Source organism: Kitasatospora sp. NPDC043950, assembly GCF_056435345.1.
The window spans coordinates 1-20,784 of the sequence record NZ_JBWKER010000003.1; the positions used below are offsets into that span (position 1 = coordinate 1).

A 20,784-nucleotide genomic window follows, 5' to 3' on the forward strand; every position below is an offset into this window, starting at 1 on the left:
CCCCCCCCCCCCCCCCCCCCCCCCCCCCCCCCCCCCCCCCCCCCCCCCCCCCCCCCCCCCCCCCCCCCCCCCCCCCCCCCCCCCCCCCGCCCCCGTACGGCGGGGTGGAGGACCTCATGCGGGTCTGGGTCGTACTGCACTCCCGGGTCCTCTGCATGTCGTGCGCCCGTCCCACCGGGATTGGCGGGACGTTCGGCAGCTAGGCCACTGGCCACGTCACGATGGTGACCCCCAGCAGGAGGAGGACGCGATGGGCGGCACAGTACCCCCAAACGCACAGGGCCGGTGGCAAGAGAAGGGCCGCGGCTCCCGAGGCCCGACCCGGGTACACAAGCGCCCCACCATGCCGCCGGACGATATCCCGGCGGTACCGGAGGTTGAGGAGGACGAGATGAACCCGCAGAAGGACCCCAGCGGTGGCTCGGGCGGGATCGGTGGGCCGAAGTCACCGCCGGCCGCCCCGAAGACCCCGCCCCCGCCGAACGACCCGCCGCCGAACCCCGAGAAGTGACTCCCTGGCCGGCCGTACGGCGGTGCGACCGGCCAGGGCTTACCCGTGGAACAGGCGCCAGAGTGGCACACCAAGAGCAATCCCCGCGAGCGCGGGGCCGATCCGTTTCCGGGGGAGCTCGAACTGAGTACCCGCGAGCAATCCCCGCGAGCGCGGGGCCGATCACGGCCAGGAGGGCGTGTTCGGCCGGGTTCGGGAGCAATCCCCGCGAGCGCGGGGCCGATGAGTACTCGACCGAGCTGAACGGCGTGGGCACGGAGCAATCCCCGCGAGCGCGGGGCCGATGCCCTGCCACTGGAGGAGTACCGCCAGCTTGAGGAGCAATCCCCGCGAGCGCGGGGCCGATAGCTCGGCCGCCATGGAATAGGCCTCAAACCACGAGCAATCCCCGCGAGCGCGGGGCCGATCAGCCATGGTCTACCCCAGGCCGAGCCACCTGGGAGCAATCCCCGCGAGCGCGGGGCCGATGTCAGGTCAGCGGGTTACAGGCAGGTGAGCCGGGAGCAATCCCCGCGAGCGCGGGGCCGATCGTGAGGCCGCCCTGGCGCCGGAGGTCATCGCGGAGCAATCCCCGCGAGCGCGGGGCCGATACTTCCTGACCTGCGGTGATTAGCGGGCGAGGGGCCTGATTGATTCAGTTCGATTGGTAGAGGGCTCGTCGAACAGCCGATGCGTTGTTGCCATCTCTCCTTGTCCCAGGGCTGGTTGTCGGTGTCGTGGCCTACGCTCTCGAAGCGTACTCGTACGTGGAGGTTGAGACGATGCTTGAGGACCGTTGGCAGGGGTACCCGCCCGAGGTCGGGAGCTGGCTGGCGCGCTGTGGGGTAAGTCCGCTGGGCAGATTGGGGGCGGCGGTTGATGCCGGGTACCGTCACGGTATGACGACCGGTGACTTCGTTGTGGTGACGACGACCCATGACGACGAGACGAAGGCCCGTGAGCTCGCCTCGGCGGTCATCCGTGACCGCCTGGCCGCGTGTGCGCAGGTCTACCGCGTCCAGTCCGTCTACTGGTGGGACGGCGGGGTGCAGGACTCCGCCGAGTGGCGGATCGACTTCAAGTCCCGGGCGAGCCTGGCTGATCGGCTGTCCGCGCGCATCGTTGAGCTGCACTCCTACGACACGCCGGAGGTCGTCGGGGTGCCGGTGATCACTGGATCCGCCGCCTACCTGGACTGGGTGGCCGCAGAGACGCGAAGCTGATCGGCAGTTGCTCCAAGGAGGCCCGGATCTCGTCTCGAAAGGCCTGGGCCGCCGGCGATGCCGGGAGTTGGTCGGCCAGTGCGGACAGCCGTACTCGACCCATGGTCGTCTGGGCTTCGAGCGTGGCGGCGAGGGCGCGGCGGCCGATCTCGACGGCCTGGTCGACGGCGCCCGCCGTGAGGTAGCCGGCCGCGACGTCTCCGAGCACTGCGACCCTGATCTTCCGGTCGTCTTCGCCCAGGTCGGCCAGGGTCTGGTCTGCGGCCGCGCCGAGGTCTCGGTGTCGCAGCTTGGCGTAGGTCGCCACCGTCATTGAGCTGAGGCGTGCTTCGCCGAAGAAGGAAAACCAGGCCGGAGCGGTGTCGGGCTCCGCGTAGTCGAAGGCAGTCCGGGCGCGGTCCAGTGCACGCAGTGCCGACTCCCTGTCGCCGTCCGCCGCGGCCTCCTCGGCTTCCCTTGCGGCGAGCCAGGCCCGGGCCGCTTCCAGGCCTCGGCCCCGGACATTCTCCTGTGCAGCGGCGAGCATCTGCCGAGCCGTCGCTGCATCCACCCCGTACGAGGCGTAGCCCAGGGCGAGGGCATGCAGCGGGCCGTGTCCGGCGCGGTCGGCCGCGAGTCGAGCCGTCCGGTAGTAGTGACCGGCGTGCGAGTAGTCGCCGAGGTCCCAGTGGGTCCATCCGGCCAGAGCCGCGGTCTCTCCAGCGGCGATGGTGAGCGCGCCCCGGTGGGTGCCTGCGTTCGGCAGGACCGCAGTGATGTGGTCGATATGCGTGGACAGGTGCGCGGCGAGCAGTCGAGCCGGGATGTGTTCCTCGTCCCCGAACTGTCGAACGCTGGGAGAAGGTCGGTAGCCCGGGACAGGACGCGTTCGGCCTCATGGTGAGCGGCGAGGACCAGCGGGTCTGGATCGGGGATCCGAGCGGCCCGAGCTGGCTCCTCCCCTGCTGACTGCCGGTACTCTGGGCTGCCCCGTCGCGGAGGAGGACCAGATGGACGAGGACGAACCCCTGGGGCAGTGGGCAGCGCGGCGGGACGCGCGGCGTCGGCCGGTCGGCGAACTCAAGGCCGCGACCATCGGCCACGAGACCGCACCGGCCCACCTGTACCAGGGCGCACCTCGACTCATCTCCTGCTGGGACGGCTACCAGTGGGTACCGGAGACGATCGCGCCGAACTACGCTGCCGCACAGCGCCTCCTGCACGGCATCGACGGCGACGAGGTGATTCCGATGTCTTCGGCTCAACCTCCGAAGAAGCCGGCGGGGAAGCATCGCAAGCCCTGACCGGCCGTACCACGGTGCGGCCGGTCAGCGTCATCCATCACGGAGCAGTCGCCGGAGCGGCACCCCGATTGCACGGGCGATCGCGCTGAACTTGTCGAGCGTGGGCGGCACGGGCCCGTTCTCGAACCGGCCGACGGTCCGCCTGTCCAGTCCGGCCTGCTGCGTCTCTATGGGCACACACGGGGGAGCCCCCGCGAGTGCGGGGCCGACAGCATGATCGCCACCCTGGTCCTCGGCGCGGTCGGGCAACCCCCGCGAGCGCGGGGCCGACGGCGAACCGACCCACTACCCGCACGGCCTGGAGGGGCAACCCCCGCGAGCGCGGGGCCGACCTCCTCGGCGGCAGGGCTTGCCCCTGGCGCGGGGGGCAACCCCCGCGAGCGCGGGGCCGACTGCTGAACCTCGTACCCGCACTCCAGGCGAAGGGGGCAACCCCCGCGAGCGCGGGGCCGACTCGACGGGGCGGCCGAGGACCCTCGACGCCAGGGGGCAACCCCCGCGAGCGCGGGGCCGACTCCGACTCCCGCGCGGTCGAGCGGCGCTACGCCGGGCAACCCCCGCGAGCGCGGGGCCGACACCTCCAGGAGGACCGGGTGCGGGCCCGCCTCGGGGCAACCCCCGCGAGCGCGGGGCCGACCGGCTCCGGCTCCGGCTCCGGCCAGTAGTCCTCGGGCAACCCCCGCGAGCGCGGGGCCGACAATCGTAGGGGCGACGGCCGACACCGGGCGGCGGGGCAACCCCCGCGAGCGCGGGGCCGACAGTCCGACCGGCCCCAGGGATCAGACCTCATCAGGGCAACCCCCGCGAGCGCGGGGCCGACAGTCCGACCGGCCCCAGGGATCAGACCTCATCAGGGCAACCCCCGCGAGCGCGGGGCCGACCAGGTGCCGGCGGACGATGCCCGGGATGAGGTGGGGCAACCCCCGCGAGCGCGGGGCCGACTCGTCCCGGGCGATCCGCAGGACGTGACGCAGGGGGCAACCCCCGCGAGCGCGGGGCCGACCAGCTGATCGTTGCGCCGAGGTTGAACGCCCAGGGGCAACCCCCGCGAGCGCGGGGCCGACCGCCGCAGGACTGCCGACCGTGGACCGACGGGGGGCAACCCCCGCGAGCGCGGGGCCGACACACCGGAGATCCGCTCGGCGGCGATGATCGTGGGGCAACCCCCGCGAGCGCGGGGCCGACACTTTCTGACCTGCGGTGATTAGCGGCCGAGGGGCCTGATTGATTCAGTTCGATCGGATGGCGGCCCGGAGGGGAGCTGATGTATGACCGTCATATTTCTTTGCTCCGAGGTGAGTTGTCAGTGGGGTGTCCTAGGCTCTCGAAGCGTACCTGCGTGTGGAGGTTGAGGCGATGGTTGAGGACCGTTGGCAGTGGTACCCGCCCGAGGTCAGGGGCTGGCTGGGTGCGCTGTGGGGTAAGTCGGCCGGGCGGGCCGGGGGAACGGCCAATCTCCTGCTGTCGCACATGCTGGACACTGCGGCGGTGGCAGAGATCCTCTGGGACCGCTACCTGCCGCCGGTGACGCGGTGGCGTCTGGACGCTCTCGCGGGGGGCACGGGTAAGGGGCGGCGTCTGTTCGCCTGGTTGTGCGGGATTCATGACTGTGGCAAGGCCACCCCGGTGTTTCAGCATCTCGACGCCGCCGGTGAGGCAGCGGTCCGTCAAGCGGGGCTCACCTGGGACAAGTACGCAGTGAAGGGGGCGTCTTGGCGGCATGACAAAGCCGGTGCCCGGGTGCTGAGGGCGCTGCTTACTGACGCGAAGTGGCATGAGGAACAGGTCGGTTGGGTCTGGCCGTTGGTCGCCGGCCACCACGGTTTGATCCCGACGCTGGGGCAGCTGAGGCCACCGAAGAAGAACGAAAAGCTGCAAGGCAGCAGCCAGCCCTGGAAGCTCGCGCAGTCGGCGCTGGTGGAGGTGTTCTCGCGGGAGCTCGGCTATGAGGGGAAGTCGCCGCTGGCTGCGGTGGAGCCGGCGCTGGTGCCGAGCCGCGCGGCGCAGCTTCAGCTGTCCGGCTTCGTGGTGATGGCGGACTGGATCGCCAGCGACGAGCGGCACTTCACGGGTGTGTCCGACCTGGCGAAGGTGGCGATGCCTCAAGCGCGGCAGCGGGCCGCGGCGGCGTGGTCGAGGCTCGAACTGCGCGGTGGATGGGGAGCGTTGGCGGCGCCCGGCCCGGAGACGTTTCGGGACCGGTTCGGCCACGGGACCAGGCCCTCGCAGGAGTTGGTCCTCGACGTGGTGCGTCGGATGGGCGGGCCCGGTCTGGCGATCGTCGAGGCGCCGATGGGGGAGGGGAAGACGAAGGCGGCTCTGGCGGCGGCCGAGCTGATGGCAGCGCGTCACGGTGCGGACGGGGTGTTCCTGGGCATGCCGACCCAGGCGACGGCGGACCCGATGTTCACCCAGGTCCGGTCGTGGCTGCGCGAGGTCGGCGATGGGCTGGAGGGCCAGGTCGCGCTGCTGCACGGCAAGCGGATGTTCAACAAGGAGTGGCGCGGCCTGCTGGAGGGCGCGGGGGAGTGGGGGCAGGACGCCGACGACCCCTTCTCGTCGGTGGGAGAAGACGAGTTCGGCATGCAGACCGACTGCTTCGACGGCTGCGCGGACGGGGAGCGCAGGGCCCCCGCCGAGTGGTTCCTCGGGCGTCGCCGTGGTCTGCTGAGCCCGTTCGCGGTCGGCACCATCGACCAGCTCCTGTACGCCGCGACCCGGACCAAGCACGTGATGCTGCGGATGGCTGGCCTGGTGGGCAAGGTCGTGATCCTCGACGAGGTCCATGCCGCCGACGTCTACATGTCGCAGTTCCTGCTGGAGGGCCTGTGGTGGCTCGGGCAGGCCAGCGTGCCGGTGGTGCTGCTGTCGGCGACGCTGCCGCCGGAGCAGCGGTGCCGCCTGGTCGCCGCCTACCTGGCCGGCACGCGGTCGGCGGAGGCCTCGGCAGCCCTGGAGCTTCCCGAGCCGGAGGGCTATCCGAGCGTCACGGCGGCCTGGGCGGGGCCGGCCGGGCAGCCGGAAGTGCTGGTGGAGGGCACCGCGTCCTGGCGTGAGGACCTTCAGGTGCGGGTCGAGGTGCTCGACGAGCAGCCGACGCGGACCGACGCCCAAGTCGCGCAGGATGCCGCCGTGGTCGACTATCTGAGGGAGCGGCTGGTTGACGGCGGGTGCGTCCTGGTCATTCGGAACACCGTGGCCCGCGCCCAGTCCGCGTTCGAGGCCCTCCACAAGGAGTTCGGCGCTGATGTCCGGCTCCTGCACGGGCGCCTGCACGCCGGCCACCGGGCGGACCGCACGCAGGAGGTGCTGAAACTCCTCGGACCGCCGGCCGAGGGATCCGGGCGTCCCGGCAGGATGATCGTCGTCGCGACCCAGCTCGCGGAGCAGTCCTTCGACGTCGACGCCGATCTGTTGATCACCGACCTCGCTCCGATGGACCTGCTCCTCCAGCGCATCGGACGCCTCCACCGCCACGACGGCGCGCAGCGCCCCCGCCGGCTGTCCCGGCCCACCGTCGCCGTCACCGGCGTGCACTTCGACGACGACGGCGCGCCGCAGATCCTGCGCGACTCCGAGGGGATCTACGGCCGCTACCTTCTGCTGCGCACGGCCGTCGAGGTCGAGCGGACGGCGAAGGCCGACGGAGGCGCGTGGAGCATCCCCGGCCAGGTGCCGGAGCTGGTCGCCCGGGTCTACGGTACCGACCCCGTCGTCCCGGCGGAGTGGGGCGAGGCCGAGGCGCAGGCCCGGCAGGACTGGGAGGAACGGCAGGCCAAACGCCGCGAGGAAGCCGCCCAGTACGTCCTGACCCGCGCCGGGGAGCACGGTTCGCAGACTCTGGCCGGTCTGCACTACGGAGCCCACGGCACGCTGACAGAGGGACAGTTTGAGGCACTCGTCCGGGACGGGGACCGGAGCGTGGAGGTCGTGCTGGTGCGCCGCACCGGGGAAGACTTCCACGCGATGACGGGCCGTAAGGTCGGCCCCAACGGGACGGTCGCGGCCGAGATGGTGGACGACGTGCTCTCCGGGACGGTGCGCCTGCCCGCCAAACTGACAAAGACTGCCGAGCAGGCGCTCGGTCCGCTGTCGGGCTGGCGCGACCATCCATGGCTGCGATACAGCCTGGCCCTCGAACTCGACGAGCACGGCGAAGCAGCCCTCGGTGACTTCCAGCTGCGCTACGACGACCTGCTCGGCCTCGTGGTGATCGGAGGGCCCCAGCGCGCCCCAGTACCGATAAAGGCGAGGGGGTGAGTCGAACAGGCGTCGACCCACCCCCTCAACCCCGCGCCCCCTCAACCCCGCGACCGCGGGGCCGACTTGCGGCCGACCTGGGCCGGAAAACACGGCCACGGGCCATCCCCGCGCACCGAAGCCGCGGGGCCGGGGGCAATTCAAGCATTCACCCCACAACAGGCATCCGCCGGTGCCACGATGCATCAGCAACAAGCTAAACATGGCTAGTTGGGAGATCAGCGCATGCCTGGGTACAACCTTGTCGAGGAACCGTGGCTGACGGTACGACCCGTCGGTGGCGGGCCCCCCGTGCAGGTGGGGATCGCTGAGGCCCTGGCCCGGGCCCACGAGTTCGAGGGCCTCGTCGTGGAGTTCTCCACCCAGCTGCCGGCCGTCCTGCGTCAGGTCCTGCTGCCCGTCGTCGCCGACGCCACCGGCGCGCCCCAGAGCCCTGGGGAGAAGGGTGAGCGGCTCACCCGGGGCGGATTCACGAAGGGCGAGCTGGGCAGCCTGGAGACCTACCTCTCCGATCACCACGCGAAGTTCGACCTCTTCGACCCCGCCGCCCCGTTCGGGCAGGTCGCCGGGCTGCGCACCGCCAAGGACGAGACGAAGGGCTCCGCCGCCCTGGTGGCGACCGCGGCGAGCGGCAACAACGTCCCGCTGTTCGGCACCCGTACCGACGCGGATCCGCTCGACCTGACTCCGGCGCAGGCCGCCCACTGGCTCGTGCACGCCCACTGCTGGGACACCGCGGCGATCAAGACCGGCGTCGTCGGCGATGACCAGGTCAAGGCGGGCAAGACGACCGGGAACCCCACCGGCCCGCTCGGCCAGCTCGGCGTCATCATCCCCACCGGGCGCACTCTGTACGAGACCCTCCTGCTGAACCTTCCGCTCACCCCGCCCGACAACCTCGGCCTCCCGCAGTGGAAACGCGCCCCGCACGGCCCCGCCTGGCAGCCCCGCGCGGCCGAAGGCCTCCTCGACCTGTGGACCTGGCAGGCCCGGCGGATCCGCCTCATCCCGCACCAGGACGAGGCCGGGCAGCTGAAGGTGGCCCGGGTCGTCATCAGCGCGGGGGACCGGCTGACGCCCATGCCCGAGCAGGAGCCCCACACCGCCTGGACCTTCACCGCCCCCGCCAAGAAGTCCGCCTCCGCCCTGCCCGAGCGCAGGCCGCGCCGCCACACCCAGGGCAAGGCCGCCTGGCGCGGCCTGGAGGCCCTTCTCACGCCCACTCGCCAGGGCCTCGACGGCGGCTTCGAGACCAGCATCCTGCTCGACCAGATCAGCGCCCTGCAAGAGGACGACCAACTCCCCGCCGACTACCCGCTGCAGGTCGAGACCTTCGGCATGGTCTACGGCACCCAGTCCGCGATCGTCGAGGACGTCATCCACGACGCCATCCCCCTGCCGCTGCTCGCCCTCAAGCAGGACAGCGAGGCCCAACTGCTCCTCCTGGACGTCGCCGAGCAGGCGGAACGACTCGCCCAGGCCGTCAGCAACCTCTCCGCCGACCTGCGCCGGGCCGCCGGAACGGACCCCATCCCCTGGGACAAGGGCCAGCGACCGGGCGAACTCCTCCTGCACACCCTCGACCCCCTGGTGCGCCGCCTGCTCGCCGGCGTCTGCACCGCCGGCGCAGACGACGAGGCTCTGGAGCGGGGCCGGCTCGCATGGGAACAACTCGCCCACCGCCAGGCGTGGGACGCGGCGAACACGCTCCTGCTGGCCGCACCCGCCACCACCTTCGGCGGCCGCACGATCAGCCAGGGCGGCAAGGCGGGCAAGACGCAGACCTACAGGCTCGGCACCGCGGGCGCCAACTTCCGGCGCCGGCTCGACGAGATCCTTCCCCGGTACGCCGATGCCCTACGGGAAGCGGCCGCCGCGCGGGCGACCGAGACCGGCCCCGCCCTCGACCACGACCCCGGAGCGGACTTTGACGACTGAGCACACCGCCGCGGCTGCCGCTGAGCACACCGCCGCCGCTGAGCACACCGCTGCGACTGGGAACGCCGCCGCCGCCCGACGGCGCCGGTACTGGGACGAGTTCACCGGCCCCGACCACAACTGGCGGTACGACCCCCGCACCAAGCAACCACGCCGGCCGCCCGGCGAGGACCTGGCGGCCCTGCGCTCCGGCCTCGGGCGTCCCGTCATGGACAGCCCCAAGATGTGGCCGCTCTACAGCTGCGAGGTCAACGACGTCCTCGCGCTGCGCGACGAGGTCTCCGACGAGCAGAAGGCCGAGCACGCCGCGCTGGCCCTCTACGGCCTGCACCAGCAGAGCCAGTCCAAGCCGATGCACCGCCGTGGCGTCAAGCTCGGGGAGGCGCTGCGAGTGCTGCGCCGGAGCGGCAAGGTCAGCGAGGAGGCGCTCGACACCCGGGTCGCGCAACTCGCGGGCGCCACCAGCGTGTCCGCGCTGCTGGTCCACCTACGTGGCCTGATCACCCAACTGCGTTCCATCACACAGCCGTTGGACTACAGCCACCTGATGGCCGACATCCAGGCCTGGCACAGCACCGACCGGCGCCCGCAGGTCCGCCTCAAGTGGGCGATCGGCTACCAGGCGTGGAAGGACAAGACGCCCGCCGACAGCTGATCACCCCCCGCCGCACCCGTCGCCGGCACCACCACCCCCGAGGAGAAGCGCATGACCGCCCGCCTCTACATCGACGTCCACATCCTGCAGACCGTCCCGCCGGCCAACCTCAACCGGGACGACAACGGCAACCCCAAGGAGGCGTACTTCGGCGGCAAGCGCCGCTCGCGCGTCTCCTCCCAGGCCTGGAAGCGTGCCACCCGCATCCACTTCGCCGAGAGCCGCGACCGGCAGGACCTCGCCACCCGCACCAAGCGGATCGCCGCCCAGCTCGCCAAGGGCATCACCGAGCGCACCGGCATCGAGGCCGAGGACGCGCAGCGGATCGCCGACGCCCTGATCAAGTCGACCGGGATCTCCGCCGGCAAGAAGGAGGGCGACACCGCCTACCTGCTCTTCTACGGGCGCCGCCAGCTGGACGGCATCGTCGACCTGGTCGCCGACACCGCCGCCGACCTCGCCGCCCTCGACGCCAAGGCCCTCGACGAGGCCGTCAAGGCACTGCCGGTCAAAGAGCAGCTGCAGAGCGGCCACCCGGCCGACGTCGCGCTCTTCGGCCGGATGGTCGCCGACATCCCCGGCCTGAACGTCGACGCCGCCACCCAGGTGGCGCACGCGATCTCCACCCATGCCACCGAACTCGAATTCGACTACTACACGGCCGTCGACGACGAGAACACCGCCGACGAGACCGGCGCCGGCATGATCGGCACCATCGGCTTCAACTCCGCCACCCTCTACCGCTACGCGACCGTGGGCCTGCACCAGCTGCGCGGCAACCTCGGTGACGACAAGGCCGCCGTCGACGCCGTCGACCTGTTCGTCGACTCCTTCGCCCGGTCCATGCCCACCGGCTACGGAAACTCCTTCGCGCACCGCACCCGCCCCAGCCTGGTGGCCGTCGTCGTGCGCGCCGACCAGCCCGTGAACCTCGTGTCCGCCTACGAGAACCCCGTCCCGGCGAGCCGGGGCATCGTCGCCGAGTCCGCGCGCCGCCTCGCCGTGGAGTTCGCCACCGCCACCGAGCAGTGGGGAGACAGCCCGCTGTACGTCGGCATCTGCCACACCCTCGGCGCGGACACCGGCGTCGACGAGCCCACGCAGCAGCTGGCGGAGGCCTTCGGCGCGAACCGCACCTTCACCGAGCTGCGCGACGGCCTGCGCACCGCCCTCACCGAGCGGGTGAACGACAACTGATGCCCGCCGACCCGACCCCCACCACCACCCCCGCACCGGCCCCGGAGCAGGCGGAGGACCAGGCGGTCCTCGTCCTGCGCCTGGCCGGGCCGCTCCAGTCCTGGGGTGACCGCAGCGCCTTCAACCGCCGCGACACCCCGCCCCAGCCGACCAAGTCCGGCGTCGTCGGCCTGCTCGCCGCCGCCGCCGGACTCCCCCGCGAAGCGGACATCACCGGCCTGGTCGGCCTGCGCCTGGGCGTGCGCATCGACCAGCCCGGCACGCTGCTGCGCGACTACCACACCGTCAGCGACTACCGGGGCCGCCCGCTGCCGCAGAGCGGCGTCAACGCCAAGGGCATCCAGAAGCCGACCTCCCCGGCCAAGGACACCCACGTCACCCACCGCTACTACCTCCAGGACGCGGTGTTCGTCGCCGCCGTCCAGGGCCCGGCCGGCCTCGTCGCGACGCTCGCCGAGGCGATCCGCCGCCCCGCCTTCCCGCTCGCCCTCGGCCGCCGCTCCTGCGTCCCCACCCAGCCGATCGCCCTCGGCACCGTGCGCACCGGAGCCCTGGAGGAAGTGCTGGCGGACGAGCCCTGGCAGGCGGGCACCGCCGTCAAGGCCGCCTACCGCCGCCGGGCCGAACGCGGTCCGGATCCGTTCTCGCCGCACCGGATCGACCTGGCCGCGACCTTCGACGACCCGGCCGGCGACGACACCTCGCAGGACGTCCCGCGCTCCTTCGCGCCCCGCGAACGCGGCTTCACCACCCGGCGGATCCGCCACGCCTGGCTCAACGTCCCCACCGGCCTCGCCCCGTCCGCCCTGTCTGCCGCGTCCACCCCGCCCACCACGACCGCCCAACCGGCCACTGCGGCCGGCGGCCACGACCCGTTCGCCCTGCTGGGCTGGTGACCAGATGACCTACCTCTCCCGCGTCCGCATCAACCCCCTGCGCGCCGCCAGCCGCACCCTGCTCGCCAACCCCCGCGCCCTGCACGGCGCCGTCACAGCCGGTGTCCCCGACATCGCCCCCGGCGACCGGATCCTGTGGCGCCTCGACACCGACCACCCGCGCCGCCCCACGCTGCTGGTCCTCACCCCCTCCAAACCCGACTGGACCCACATCGTCGAACAGGCGGGCTGGCCCGACGCCGAAGGCGAGCACTACGCGGTCCGCGACTACAGCCCGCTGCTCGCCCAGCTCGCCGTCGGCCGCGAGTTCGCCTTCCGCCTCAAGGCCAGCCCCGTCCAGAACACCTCCAAGCCCGCCAAGACGAGCCCCCACCGCACCAAGACCGCCGCCGAACTCCACCACCGCTCCTACCGCATGGCCCACCGCACCGCCGCCCAGCAGCTCACCTGGTTCCTCGAACGCACCCAGCGCTGGGGCTTCACCATCCCCGAAGCCCGCACCGACAGCGCGGCACCGGGCCTCGAACCGTCGGCCCCGGACACCCCCGCAGAGGCGCAGCAGCCCGCGCGGGAGGCCCGGATCACCGACCGCAGCCGCAGCACCTTCACCAAGCCCGGCACCCGCACCCCGGTCACCCTCACCACCGCCACCTTCGAAGGCCGGCTGCGCATCACCGACCCAGGCCTCCTCCAGACCGCCCTCCTCGGCGGCATCGGCCCCTCCAAGGCCTACGGCTGCGGTCTGCTCACCCTCGCCCCGCTGTCGACCGGACACCACTGACCGATGGCCGACATCTGGTGGAAAGCCCACCCCCACGACCTGCACCGCCTCGCCGACCGCGTCTCCAGCGTCTACGTCGAGCGCAGCCACATCGACCGCGACGAGAACGCCGTCGTCGTCATCAACAAGCGCGAGACCGTCCGGGTCCCGGCCGCCATGGTCGCCGTGATGCTCCTCGGCCCGGGCACCCGCATCACCCACGGCGCCGTCAACCTGCTCGCCGACTCCGGCACCACCGTGTGCTGGGTCGGCGAGCAGGGCGTGCGGATGTACGCCGCAGGACTCGGCCCCAGCCGTGGTGCGGCCCTCCTCAACCGGCAGGCCTGGCTGGTCAGTCGCACCAAGGAACGCCTCGCCGTCGCCCGGACCATGTACCGCATGCGCTTTCCCGGCGAGGACGTCAGCGCCGCCACCATGCAGCAACTGCGCGGCCGCGAGGGCGCCCGTATCCGCAAGCTCTACCAGGCCGAGTCCCGGCGCACCGGCGTCCCCTGGAACGGCCGGGTCTACAAGGCGGGCGACGCCTACGCCGCCGGCGACGACCTCAACCGCCTCCTGTCGGCCGGCAACGCGGCCCTCTACGGGATCTGCCACGCGGTCATCACCGGCCTGGGCGCCAGCCCCGGCCTCGGCTTCGTCCACACCGGCCTGGCGACCTCGTTCGTCCTCGACATCGCGGACCTCTACAAGGCCGAATACACCATCCCCCTCGCCTTCGACCTCGCCAAGCAGGGCCACGCCGAGGAACGCGACGCCCGGCTCGGCCTGCGCGACCGCATCGCCCAGGACAAGCTGCTCGGCCGCATCGTCCACGACGTCAAGGCCCTCCTCAGCCCGGACGGCACCGACATGCCGGACCTCGAGGTCAACGAACTCTGGGACGAACGCGTCGGCACGGTCCAGGGCGGCGTCAACTGGTCCGGGACGGAAGGCACACCGACGCCCCCAGTCTCCGACCCGGGCATGGGAGACGAACACCTGGCCATCATCGGCCCGGAGTTCACCCAGAACACGGACAGCCCATGACCGTCATCATCCTCATCGCCGCCCCCGAAGGCCTGCGCGGCCACCTCACCCGCTGGATGGTCGAAGTCAACGCCGGCGTCTTCGTCGGCACCCCCAGCCGCCGCATCCGCGACCGCCTCTGGGACCTCCTCGCCACCCGCATCGGCGACGGCCAAGCCGTCCTCGTCGAACCCGCCACCAACGAACAGGGCTGGACCGTCCGCACCGCCGGCAAGGACCGCTGGAAGCCCGTCGACTTCGACGGACTGATCCTCTCAGCCCGCTCCCGCCGATAAACCCGCAGGTCACGAAGCATCGGCCCCGCACGCGCGGGGATTGCTCCGCCCCCAGCACCTCGTCCAGGGTCAGCAGGCGATCGGCCCCGCACGCGCGGGGATTGCTCCCCCGAGGGGTACGTGCAGGAGCAGGCCGGAGAATCGGCCCCGTACGCGCGGGGATTGTTCGGTCCGCAAGGCCGCCGACCCGGAGACCGGCGAATCGGCCCCGCACGCGCGGGGATTGCTCGTTCGATACCGACACCGGCTGACCAGCGACCTTATCGGCCCCGCACGCGTGGGGACGGGCTGCTTCAGGGGCGAAGTGCCCGGTGGAGGGCCTGTTTTCAGATGTGCGGTGCTCTGGGAGCATGGTGCGATGGATCATCGGCAGATAGTCAGTTCCGGCTCGCCTCTCGAACCTCAGATCGGCTTTTCCCGGGCAGTCCGCAAGGGGTCACACGTTGCAGTCGCGGGGACTGCTCCCATCGGGGACGGTGGGACGACGGTGGGGAAGGGCGATGTGTACGCCCAGACTGTCAGGTGTCTGGACATTGCGGAGGCCGCGCTGAAGGAGGCGGGGGCGTCGTTGGGGGACGTTGTGCGGACCCGTGTCATGCTCACTGATGTGACGCGCTGGAAGGAGGCCGCGCGAGCGCACGGGGAGCGGTTCGCGTCGGTCCGTCCGGTCTGCACCGTCGTTGAGGTTTCACGTTTCATCGATCCCGAATGGCTCGTTGAAGTGGAGATCGACGCCATCCTCGACTGATTCCGAAGAGCGCTGGTCGCGGCCACACGTGGGTGGCTGCGACCAGCGCTGTGGTGTTTCGTAGCGGGGGGGGGGTGTGTCGCGCGGCGCTAGGAGGCGGGGTGGTGGCGGCGGGTGTCGGCCAGGCCCTGCCAGCGTTCCGCGATGTCGGCGGTGCCTGCGGGGAGGTCGAACTGGTCGAGGATGCGCATGACGATGTGGTCGACGAGGTCGCCGATGCCGTTCGGGATGTCGTAGAAGGCCGGCATCGGGGGGACGATGCGTACGCCCATCCGGGAGAGCGCGAGCATGTTCTCCAGGTGGATCTCGTTGAGGGGTGTCTCCCGGGGCACAAGGACCAGTGGGCGCCGTTCTTTGAGCGTGACGTCGGCTGCGCGGGCGATGAGGTTGTCGGCCATGCCGTGCCGGACGGCCGCGAGCGTCTTCATGCTGCACGGGACGATGGCCATGCCCGCGACCGGGTAGGAGCCGGAGGAGATGGTGGCGCCGAGGTCGCCGAACTTGTGTGTCACGTCGGCGAGTTCGGCGAAGCGCCGGGCGCTGTAGGGCGTCTCCACCTCGATGGTGGAGCGGGCCCAGGTGCTCAGGACGAGGTGGGTCTCCACCTGCGGTACCTCGCGCAGGACCTGTAGCAGGCGGACGGCGATCGGGGCGCCGGTGGCGCCGGTGACTCCGATGACGAGGCGGGTGGCGGGGGGTGTGGCGGACACAATGTGCTCCTGGCGTAGGGGGAAGGGCCGGAGGGGAGGGTGAGGGAGGGGGCGCGCCGCTGCTCCCTCACCGCCCCCGGCGGGCTACAGCGCCAGGACGCCCGCCCAGCGTTCGCGCAGTCGCTCGCGGGTGGCCTGGTCGACGCGGTTGGCCGCCGGGTACCGGTCCTTCCACGCGAACGGCTTGCACGCGTCGATGAGCACGATGCCCATCGACAGGTCGCCGGTGGCGAGTCTGTCGGGTGCGAGCCGGGGATCGATGGCGGTGGTGGGCGCACGCAGGACCTGGATGGACTCGGTCGGGTGGACGCGGGTGAACATCGCCCACAGGACGTGGTTGATGTCGGTGATGTCGATGTCCTCGTCGACCACGACGAAGTACCGTTCCATGCCGCCGGTGCGCTTGCGCCCGGCCGCCGCCAGCAGCGCGTGCATGGCGTCCCCCGCGCCGGTCTGCTCGATGGAGACGACCATCAGCAGCTGCCGGGCGTAGGCCCACACGCCCTTGACGTTCTGCACGCCGGACGCTTCCAGGTGGTCCCAGGTCAGCGACGCCGAGTAGAGCGGAACGGCCTGGTCGCCGGCCGGGATGGTCGGCAGCATGGGCGGGGCGCCCAGGATGATCGGGTCGTCGCGGTGCAGGATCCGGGTGACCCGGACGACGGTCTCCTGGCCCGAGTGCGTGTAGTAGCCGGTCCACTCCCCGAAGGGGCCCTCCAGGACGGACTCCTCCTCGACCGGCGGCAGTTCGCCCTCGATCACGATCTCGGCGTGCGCCGGGATCGGAAGCTCGCTGCCCGGCGCGTACAGGACCTCGACGCCCTCCCCGCGCAGCCCGCCCGCCAGGTCGTACTCCGACATTCCGGACGGTGCGGCGATCGCGGCGGCGGTCGACAGGATCGGGTCCTGGCCCACCACCACGGCGATCGGGCAGGTCTGGCCGCGCGCCCAGTACTTCTCGGCGATCGCCTTGGCGTGCCGGTTGCCGAGCATCCACAGCGACAGCCGGTCGCGGCCCTGGACGCAGGCCCGGTAGGTGCCGACGTTGACCCAGCCGCTGTCGGGGTCACGGGTGATCACCATGCAGGCGGTGCCGATGTAGCGGCCGCCGTCCCTGTCGTGCCAGCGCGGGGTGGGGAAGATCCCGAGGTCCACGTCCTCGCCGACCAGGACGTTCTCCAGGACCGGGCCGGTGGCGACCTCCACCGGGGGAACGGGCTCGATCCGCTTGCTGAGGTCCTTCCAGGCCCGCACGATGTCGAGCTTGGGGGTGTCGTGCGGCAGCCCGAGCGCCACCGCGGTGCGGGCGGGCGTCCCCATGAAGTTGGTGAACACCCGGTACCCCGTGGGGAATCCCGGAATGTTGTCGAACATCAGGGCGGGGCCTTCCCGCTCCGCCAGCAGTTCGGTGATGCCTCCGATGTCCAGGTCCCGGTCGGCGCCGTCGATCTGGAGGACTTCGTCCTTCCCGAGGGCCTCGGTCAGGTGGTCGATGTAATGCCGAAGATCACGAAATGTGCTCATCTGCCGTCGGGGAGTCGGGTGGTGTGCCCGGATCTCCCCTCCTCCTCTTCCTCGCGGGTGGCGGCCGAGCCTCGGCGCGGCCGTCACGGGGATCGCAGTTCCGCGCGGACAGGCGCCGCGTCGGCCTGCGCACCGATGATCCGGATCGGCCGCGAGCGGACGCAACGAGTCCGGACGTAGGTGCCGGATACCGCCCCGGGTAGGGTCTGGATCCGTGGAATCCCTCAATCTCCGGCTGATCCACGCCCTGCAGATCGACGGGCGCGCCCCCCTGCGCCGGATCGCCTCGGTGCTGGGCGTCTCCGAGCAGGTCGTCGCCCGCCGCTACGCCGCGCTGTGCGAGAGCGCCGGGCTACGCGTCATCGGCCGGCTCAACCCCCGGCCCGTCGGGCAGACCGTGTGGGCGCTGCGACTGCAGTCCGCCCCCGGCGCGTCGCTCGGCCTGGCCCGGGCCCTGGCCGCGCGGGAGGACACGCGGTGGGTCCAGCTCGCCTCCGGCGCCACCGAGATCATCTGCCATCTCGTGGCGCACCGCGACCGCGCCCAGGACGCGCCGGTGCAACTGCTCGACCGGCTCCCGGGGGTCACCTCGATCACCGCGCAGCGCGTGCTGCGGCTGTTCAAGGGCGGCCCGACCACCTGGGGCGCCCTGACCTGCGCGCTGGACCAGGACCAGCGGGACGCGCTCGCCCCCGCGTTCCCGCCGCCTGCCTTCCCACCCCCGAGGCTCCCGCCTTCCGACGCCCGGCCGTCGTCGCCGTCCTGGGCGCCGTCGCTGGAGCCCACCGGGCTCACCGAGCTCAACGACCTCGACCACACGCTGCTCGCCGCGCTGGCCCGCGACGGCCGTACGACGTACGCGGCGCTGGCCGCCGAGGCCCGCTGCCACGAGTCGACGGTGCGCCGCCGGATCGCCCACCTGCGCGCGGCCGGAGCGCTCTTCTTCGTCGTGGACGTCGACGAGCGGCTACTGGGCAGCCCGACCACCACCGCCATCTGGATGTCGGTGCGGCCCTCGCACCTCGCCGCCGTCGGCGCAGCCCTGGCGGAACACCCCGAAGTCGCCTACGCCGCCGCCACCACGGGGCGGACCAACCTCCTCGCCGCCGTCCTCTGCCCCGACGACGAGTACCTGTACGACTACCTGACCGCCCGTCTCGGCGCCCTCCCGGGCATCGACACGGTCGAGACCGCCCCGATCGTCCGGACCCTCAAACGCGTCGGCACCGTCGGCCGCCACCGCAACCGGCCAGGCGGCACCCGGCGCGGCTGAGGACCGTCGAGACGTCGGGCGGCTGACCGCCCGGCGAGCCGGCCAGCCGTTCAGAACGGCTTGGGCGGCCCCGATCGAACGGAGGCCGCCCAGGGCGTGATCCCTCGCATCTCCCGCATCTCCCGTTCGGACCGGGGCCCGGGGGAGGAAGGGGAGGAACTGCTACTACCCCACCACCTGGACCTCGTCGGCCTGGAGCCCCTTCTGGCCCTGGACCGCCACGAAGGTCACCTTCTGGCCCTCAACCAGGGACTTGAAGCCGCTTCCCTGGATCGCCCGGAAGTGAACGAACAGGTCCGCTCCGGACTCCGGGGTGATGAAGCCGTAGCCCTTCTCGTCGTTGAACCACTTCACCGTGCCGTTCTGCCGCTCTGCCACAGCCACTCCTGTTTTCCGAGGATCGAGGATCTACGAGACGCAACATGCCGATCATGACAGGGCTCGGGGTCTCGGCGGGGCTGTAACGCGAAGTTGGTCGGCCGCTGCGGCGAGTAGCCACCCGGACCGGTGACGGCACCACGGGTGCTGCACGCGCCGGAGTCCCGGCAACCGTCCACCGTCCATCTGCGCAGACGTGATCGGGTAGCCCGGCGGGCCGGCCTGAGTACCCGTACTCAGGCCGGCCCGGTCGTGCCGCCGGAGCATGGGGGCATGCACACAGCAGCAACACCGAGGATCGGCATCACCGCCGTCGGCTCCCACCTGCCGGCCCGCCGGCTCACCTCCCAGCAGCTCCAGGACGAGGTCACCGCCGGCGGCCGACTCGCCCTGCCGGAGCGGATGTTCGAGAAGGCGACCGGCATCCGCACCCGGCACTTCGCCGCCGACGGCGAGTACGCCTCCACCCTGGCGGTCGGCGCCGCCCGACGCGCCCTCGCCGCCCGTGCACTGCGCCCGCAGGACGTGGACCTGCTGCTGTTCGCCTCCGCCACCCGGGACGTGTGCGAGCCCGCCACCGCCCACATCGTGCAGGCCGAACTCGGCACCCGTGCACACGCGTTGGACGTCAGCAACGCCTGCAACAGCTTCCTCAACGGGATCGACCTGGCCCGCGCGATGATCCTGGCCGGCCGGGCCCGGCGTGCCCTGGTCGTCACCGGCGAGACACCCAGCCGGGCCATGCTCCGCACGCCGTCCTCCCCGGCGGAGTTCCGGGACGGCTTCGCCGGCTACACCTTCGGCGACGCCGGGGCGGCCGTCGTCGTCGAGGCCGTGGAGCGGGGCGGCATCCTCGACGTCGGGACGGAGACGGCCTCCGAGCACTGGCCGGCCGGCGGCATCCCCGGCGGCGGCTCCCGCCACCCGCGCGGCGACGAGTACAGCTACTTCCGGGGCGGCGGCAAGGAACTGCGCGGCATCTTCGAGGAGATCGGTCCCGCTGCCCTGGCCCGGCTCGCCGCCCGCACCGGTCTCGGTTGGGACGACTACGCCCGGGTGCTGGTGCACCAGGTGACGATCCCCTACCTGGAACGCTTCGTCGAGCTGACCGGGGTGCCGGCCGGGAAGCTGGTCCTGACCGTGCCGGAACTCGGCAACGTGGCCAGTGCCACGCTGGGCGTGCAACTCGACCGAATACGCGGCACGTTGGCGCCTGGCGAGAAGGTGCTGCTGATCGGTCTCGGCGGTGGCGTCAGCCTCATGACCATGGTCTGGGAGGCTTCGTGAGGACCGACCTGTGGGTGGTGGTCCCCGCCTACCAGGAGGAGGCCCGGATCGAGGGCGTGCTGCGCGCCCTCACCGGCCAGCGCGACCGTAACTTCACCCTGCTCGTCGCCGACAACGGCTCCACCGACGGCACCGTCGCCCTGGTGCGGGCCTTCGCCGCCCACGCGCCGTTCCCGGTCGAGGTGGTGGTCGAGCGGGAGAAGGGCGTCGGCTCCGCGGTGGACACCGCCTTCCGGTACGCCATCGCCCACGGCGCCACCCTGCTCGCCCGCACCGACGCCGACTGCCTGCCCGAACCGGGCTGGACGGCCGCGGCCCGCGCAGGGCTGGTCGCCTCCGGCGGGCTGGTCTGCGGCCGGGTCGCCGCCCGCCACGACGAGCACGGCCCGGCCGGGCGCGCGGTGTTCCTGGCACTGGTCGCGCTCGGCGCCTTCTTCGGCCGGATCCGGCCCGCGCACCGCCGCCGACACGGCTACCTGACCCCGTACCGGATGCACGCGGGCAACAACATGGCGATCACCGCCGAGCTCTACCTCGCCGTCGGCGGCATGCCCCGGCGGCCCTCACCCACCGACCGGGCGTTCCTCAACAGGGTCCGCCGGCACACCACGGCGGTGGTGCGCCGCCGCGACATGGTGGTGCAGAACTCCACCCGGCGCATCCGCGCGTACGGCGTGGTGGGCACCGCGCGCTGGTACCTGGAGCGCGGCGCGGGGCCGCGCGCCGTCGACGTGCGCTGACAGCCCGCGCACCTCGCTCCTCACCGGCCCTTTCCCGACCGGACCCGCTCCGCTCCGCAGCCCGCAGCCCGCAGCCCGCCACTCCGCAGCCCGCCGAAGG

19 protein-coding genes and 2 CRISPR repeat arrays are annotated in these 20,784 nt (G+C 72.1%); of the genes, 14 read left to right on the forward strand and 5 right to left on the reverse strand.

Annotated features, from left to right (window positions below; translation table 11 throughout):
• Positions 1-585 precede the first annotated feature (585 nt).
• Positions 586-1,101: direct repeats of the CRISPR family, unit length 28 nt; unit sequence GAGCAATCCCCGCGAGCGCGGGGCCGAT.
• Positions 1,102-1,389: 288 nt separating this feature from the next.
• Positions 1,390-1,713 (forward strand): divalent-cation tolerance protein CutA, encoded by a 324-nt coding sequence (gene cutA, locus AC07BF_RS02285; RefSeq protein WP_363583343.1) that lies wholly within the window; start codon positions 1,390-1,392, stop codon positions 1,711-1,713.
• Here the strand turns inward: cutA and AC07BF_RS02290 are convergent.
• The gene (locus AC07BF_RS02290; protein WP_400808434.1) at positions 1,661-2,239 is read right to left on the reverse strand and encodes an NsdA family TPR-like regulatory protein; all 579 of its coding nucleotides are present in this window, start codon (positions 2,237-2,239) and stop codon (positions 1,661-1,663) included. The genes cutA and AC07BF_RS02290 overlap by 53 nt on opposite strands.
• 463 nt (positions 2,240-2,702) lie before the next feature.
• On the opposite strand from AC07BF_RS02290, the gene AC07BF_RS02295 reads away from it, so the two are divergent.
• Positions 2,703-2,996 carry a DUF6087 family protein gene (locus AC07BF_RS02295; RefSeq protein ID WP_363629952.1) on the forward strand — a complete coding sequence of 98 codons (294 nt, stop codon included), beginning with the start codon at positions 2,703-2,705 and terminating at the stop codon, positions 2,994-2,996.
• Positions 2,997-3,026: 30 nt separating this feature from the next.
• Here the strand turns inward: AC07BF_RS02295 and AC07BF_RS02300 are convergent, their stop codons facing one another.
• Complete coding sequence (locus AC07BF_RS02300; protein WP_363629954.1) at positions 3,027-3,173, reverse strand: helix-turn-helix domain-containing protein; 147 nt, start codon at positions 3,171-3,173, stop codon at positions 3,027-3,029.
• Between the two features lie 5 nt (positions 3,174-3,178).
• Positions 3,179-4,181: direct repeats of the CRISPR family, unit length 28 nt; unit sequence GGGCAACCCCCGCGAGCGCGGGGCCGAC.
• 171 nt (positions 4,182-4,352) lie between these two features.
• Here AC07BF_RS02300 and cas3 point away from each other — a divergent pair.
• The 9 genes from cas3 to AC07BF_RS02345 all read left to right on the forward strand — a co-directional run bounded on the left by cas3 (position 4,353) and on the right by AC07BF_RS02345 (position 14,772).
• A complete protein-coding gene (gene cas3, locus AC07BF_RS02305) occupies positions 4,353-7,256 on the forward strand; it encodes a CRISPR-associated helicase Cas3' (RefSeq protein WP_363629956.1) in 2,904 nt (967 codons plus the stop codon).
• Positions 7,257-7,481: 225 nt separating this feature from the next.
• Positions 7,482-9,194, forward strand: coding sequence for a type I-E CRISPR-associated protein Cse1/CasA (gene casA / locus AC07BF_RS02310; RefSeq protein ID WP_478332803.1), 1,713 nt, complete (start codon positions 7,482-7,484; stop codon positions 9,192-9,194).
• The gene (casB, locus tag AC07BF_RS02315; RefSeq protein WP_363629960.1) at positions 9,184-9,849 is read left to right on the forward strand and encodes a type I-E CRISPR-associated protein Cse2/CasB; all 666 of its coding nucleotides are present in this window, start codon (positions 9,184-9,186) and stop codon (positions 9,847-9,849) included. Before casA ends, casB begins: the two co-directional genes overlap by 11 nt.
• A gap of 51 nt (positions 9,850-9,900) precedes the next feature.
• A complete protein-coding gene (gene cas7e, locus AC07BF_RS02320; RefSeq protein ID WP_363629962.1) occupies positions 9,901-11,046 on the forward strand; it encodes a type I-E CRISPR-associated protein Cas7/Cse4/CasC in 1,146 nt (381 codons plus the stop codon).
• Complete coding sequence (gene cas5e, locus AC07BF_RS02325) at positions 11,046-11,942, forward strand: type I-E CRISPR-associated protein Cas5/CasD (RefSeq protein ID WP_363629964.1); 897 nt, start codon at positions 11,046-11,048, stop codon at positions 11,940-11,942. Before cas7e ends, cas5e begins: the two co-directional genes overlap by 1 nt.
• Positions 11,943-11,946: 4 nt before the next feature.
• Entirely contained in the window at positions 11,947-12,723 is a 777-nt protein-coding gene (cas6e, locus tag AC07BF_RS02330; protein ID WP_363629966.1) for a type I-E CRISPR-associated protein Cas6/Cse3/CasE, read from the forward strand.
• Positions 12,724-12,726: 3 nt separating this feature from the next.
• Complete coding sequence (gene cas1e, locus AC07BF_RS02335; protein ID WP_363629968.1) at positions 12,727-13,749, forward strand: type I-E CRISPR-associated endonuclease Cas1e; 1,023 nt, start codon at positions 12,727-12,729, stop codon at positions 13,747-13,749.
• Complete coding sequence (cas2e, locus tag AC07BF_RS02340) at positions 13,746-14,024, forward strand: type I-E CRISPR-associated endoribonuclease Cas2e (RefSeq protein WP_331744407.1); 279 nt, start codon at positions 13,746-13,748, stop codon at positions 14,022-14,024. The genes cas1e and cas2e overlap by 4 nt, the downstream gene beginning before the upstream one ends.
• A gap of 358 nt (positions 14,025-14,382) precedes the next feature.
• Positions 14,383-14,772: a RidA family protein gene (locus tag AC07BF_RS02345; RefSeq protein ID WP_363629970.1), complete on the forward strand. Its 390-nt coding sequence runs from the start codon at positions 14,383-14,385 to the stop codon at positions 14,770-14,772.
• An 89-nt stretch (positions 14,773-14,861) separates the two neighbouring features.
• Here the strand turns inward: AC07BF_RS02345 and AC07BF_RS02350 are convergent, their stop codons facing one another.
• Complete coding sequence (locus tag AC07BF_RS02350) at positions 14,862-15,482, reverse strand: UbiX family flavin prenyltransferase (protein ID WP_363629972.1); 621 nt, start codon at positions 15,480-15,482, stop codon at positions 14,862-14,864.
• 84 nt (positions 15,483-15,566) lie between these two features.
• Positions 15,567-17,006: a UbiD family decarboxylase gene (locus tag AC07BF_RS02355; protein WP_363583365.1), complete on the reverse strand. Its 1,440-nt coding sequence runs from the start codon at positions 17,004-17,006 to the stop codon at positions 15,567-15,569.
• A gap of 214 nt (positions 17,007-17,220) precedes the next feature.
• Here AC07BF_RS02355 and AC07BF_RS02360 point away from each other — a divergent pair, with 214 nt between their 5' ends.
• Complete coding sequence (locus AC07BF_RS02360) at positions 17,221-18,279, forward strand: Lrp/AsnC family transcriptional regulator (RefSeq protein WP_363629974.1); 1,059 nt, start codon at positions 17,221-17,223, stop codon at positions 18,277-18,279.
• Between the two features lie 165 nt (positions 18,280-18,444).
• On the opposite strand, the gene AC07BF_RS02365 is transcribed toward AC07BF_RS02360, so the two are convergent.
• Positions 18,445-18,657, reverse strand: coding sequence for a cold-shock protein (locus AC07BF_RS02365; RefSeq protein ID WP_363583369.1), 213 nt, complete (start codon positions 18,655-18,657; stop codon positions 18,445-18,447).
• A 273-nt stretch (positions 18,658-18,930) separates the two neighbouring features.
• Between AC07BF_RS02365 and AC07BF_RS02370 the strand changes: the two genes are divergently transcribed.
• Together AC07BF_RS02370 and AC07BF_RS02375 are read left to right on the forward strand one after the other, a co-directional pair.
• The gene (locus AC07BF_RS02370) at positions 18,931-19,944 is read left to right on the forward strand and encodes a 3-oxoacyl-ACP synthase III family protein (protein WP_363629976.1); all 1,014 of its coding nucleotides are present in this window, start codon (positions 18,931-18,933) and stop codon (positions 19,942-19,944) included.
• A complete protein-coding gene (locus tag AC07BF_RS02375; protein ID WP_363583373.1) occupies positions 19,941-20,684 on the forward strand; it encodes a glycosyltransferase family 2 protein in 744 nt (247 codons plus the stop codon). The genes AC07BF_RS02370 and AC07BF_RS02375 overlap by 4 nt, the downstream gene beginning before the upstream one ends.
• The last annotated feature ends 100 nt before the right edge of the window (positions 20,685-20,784 follow it).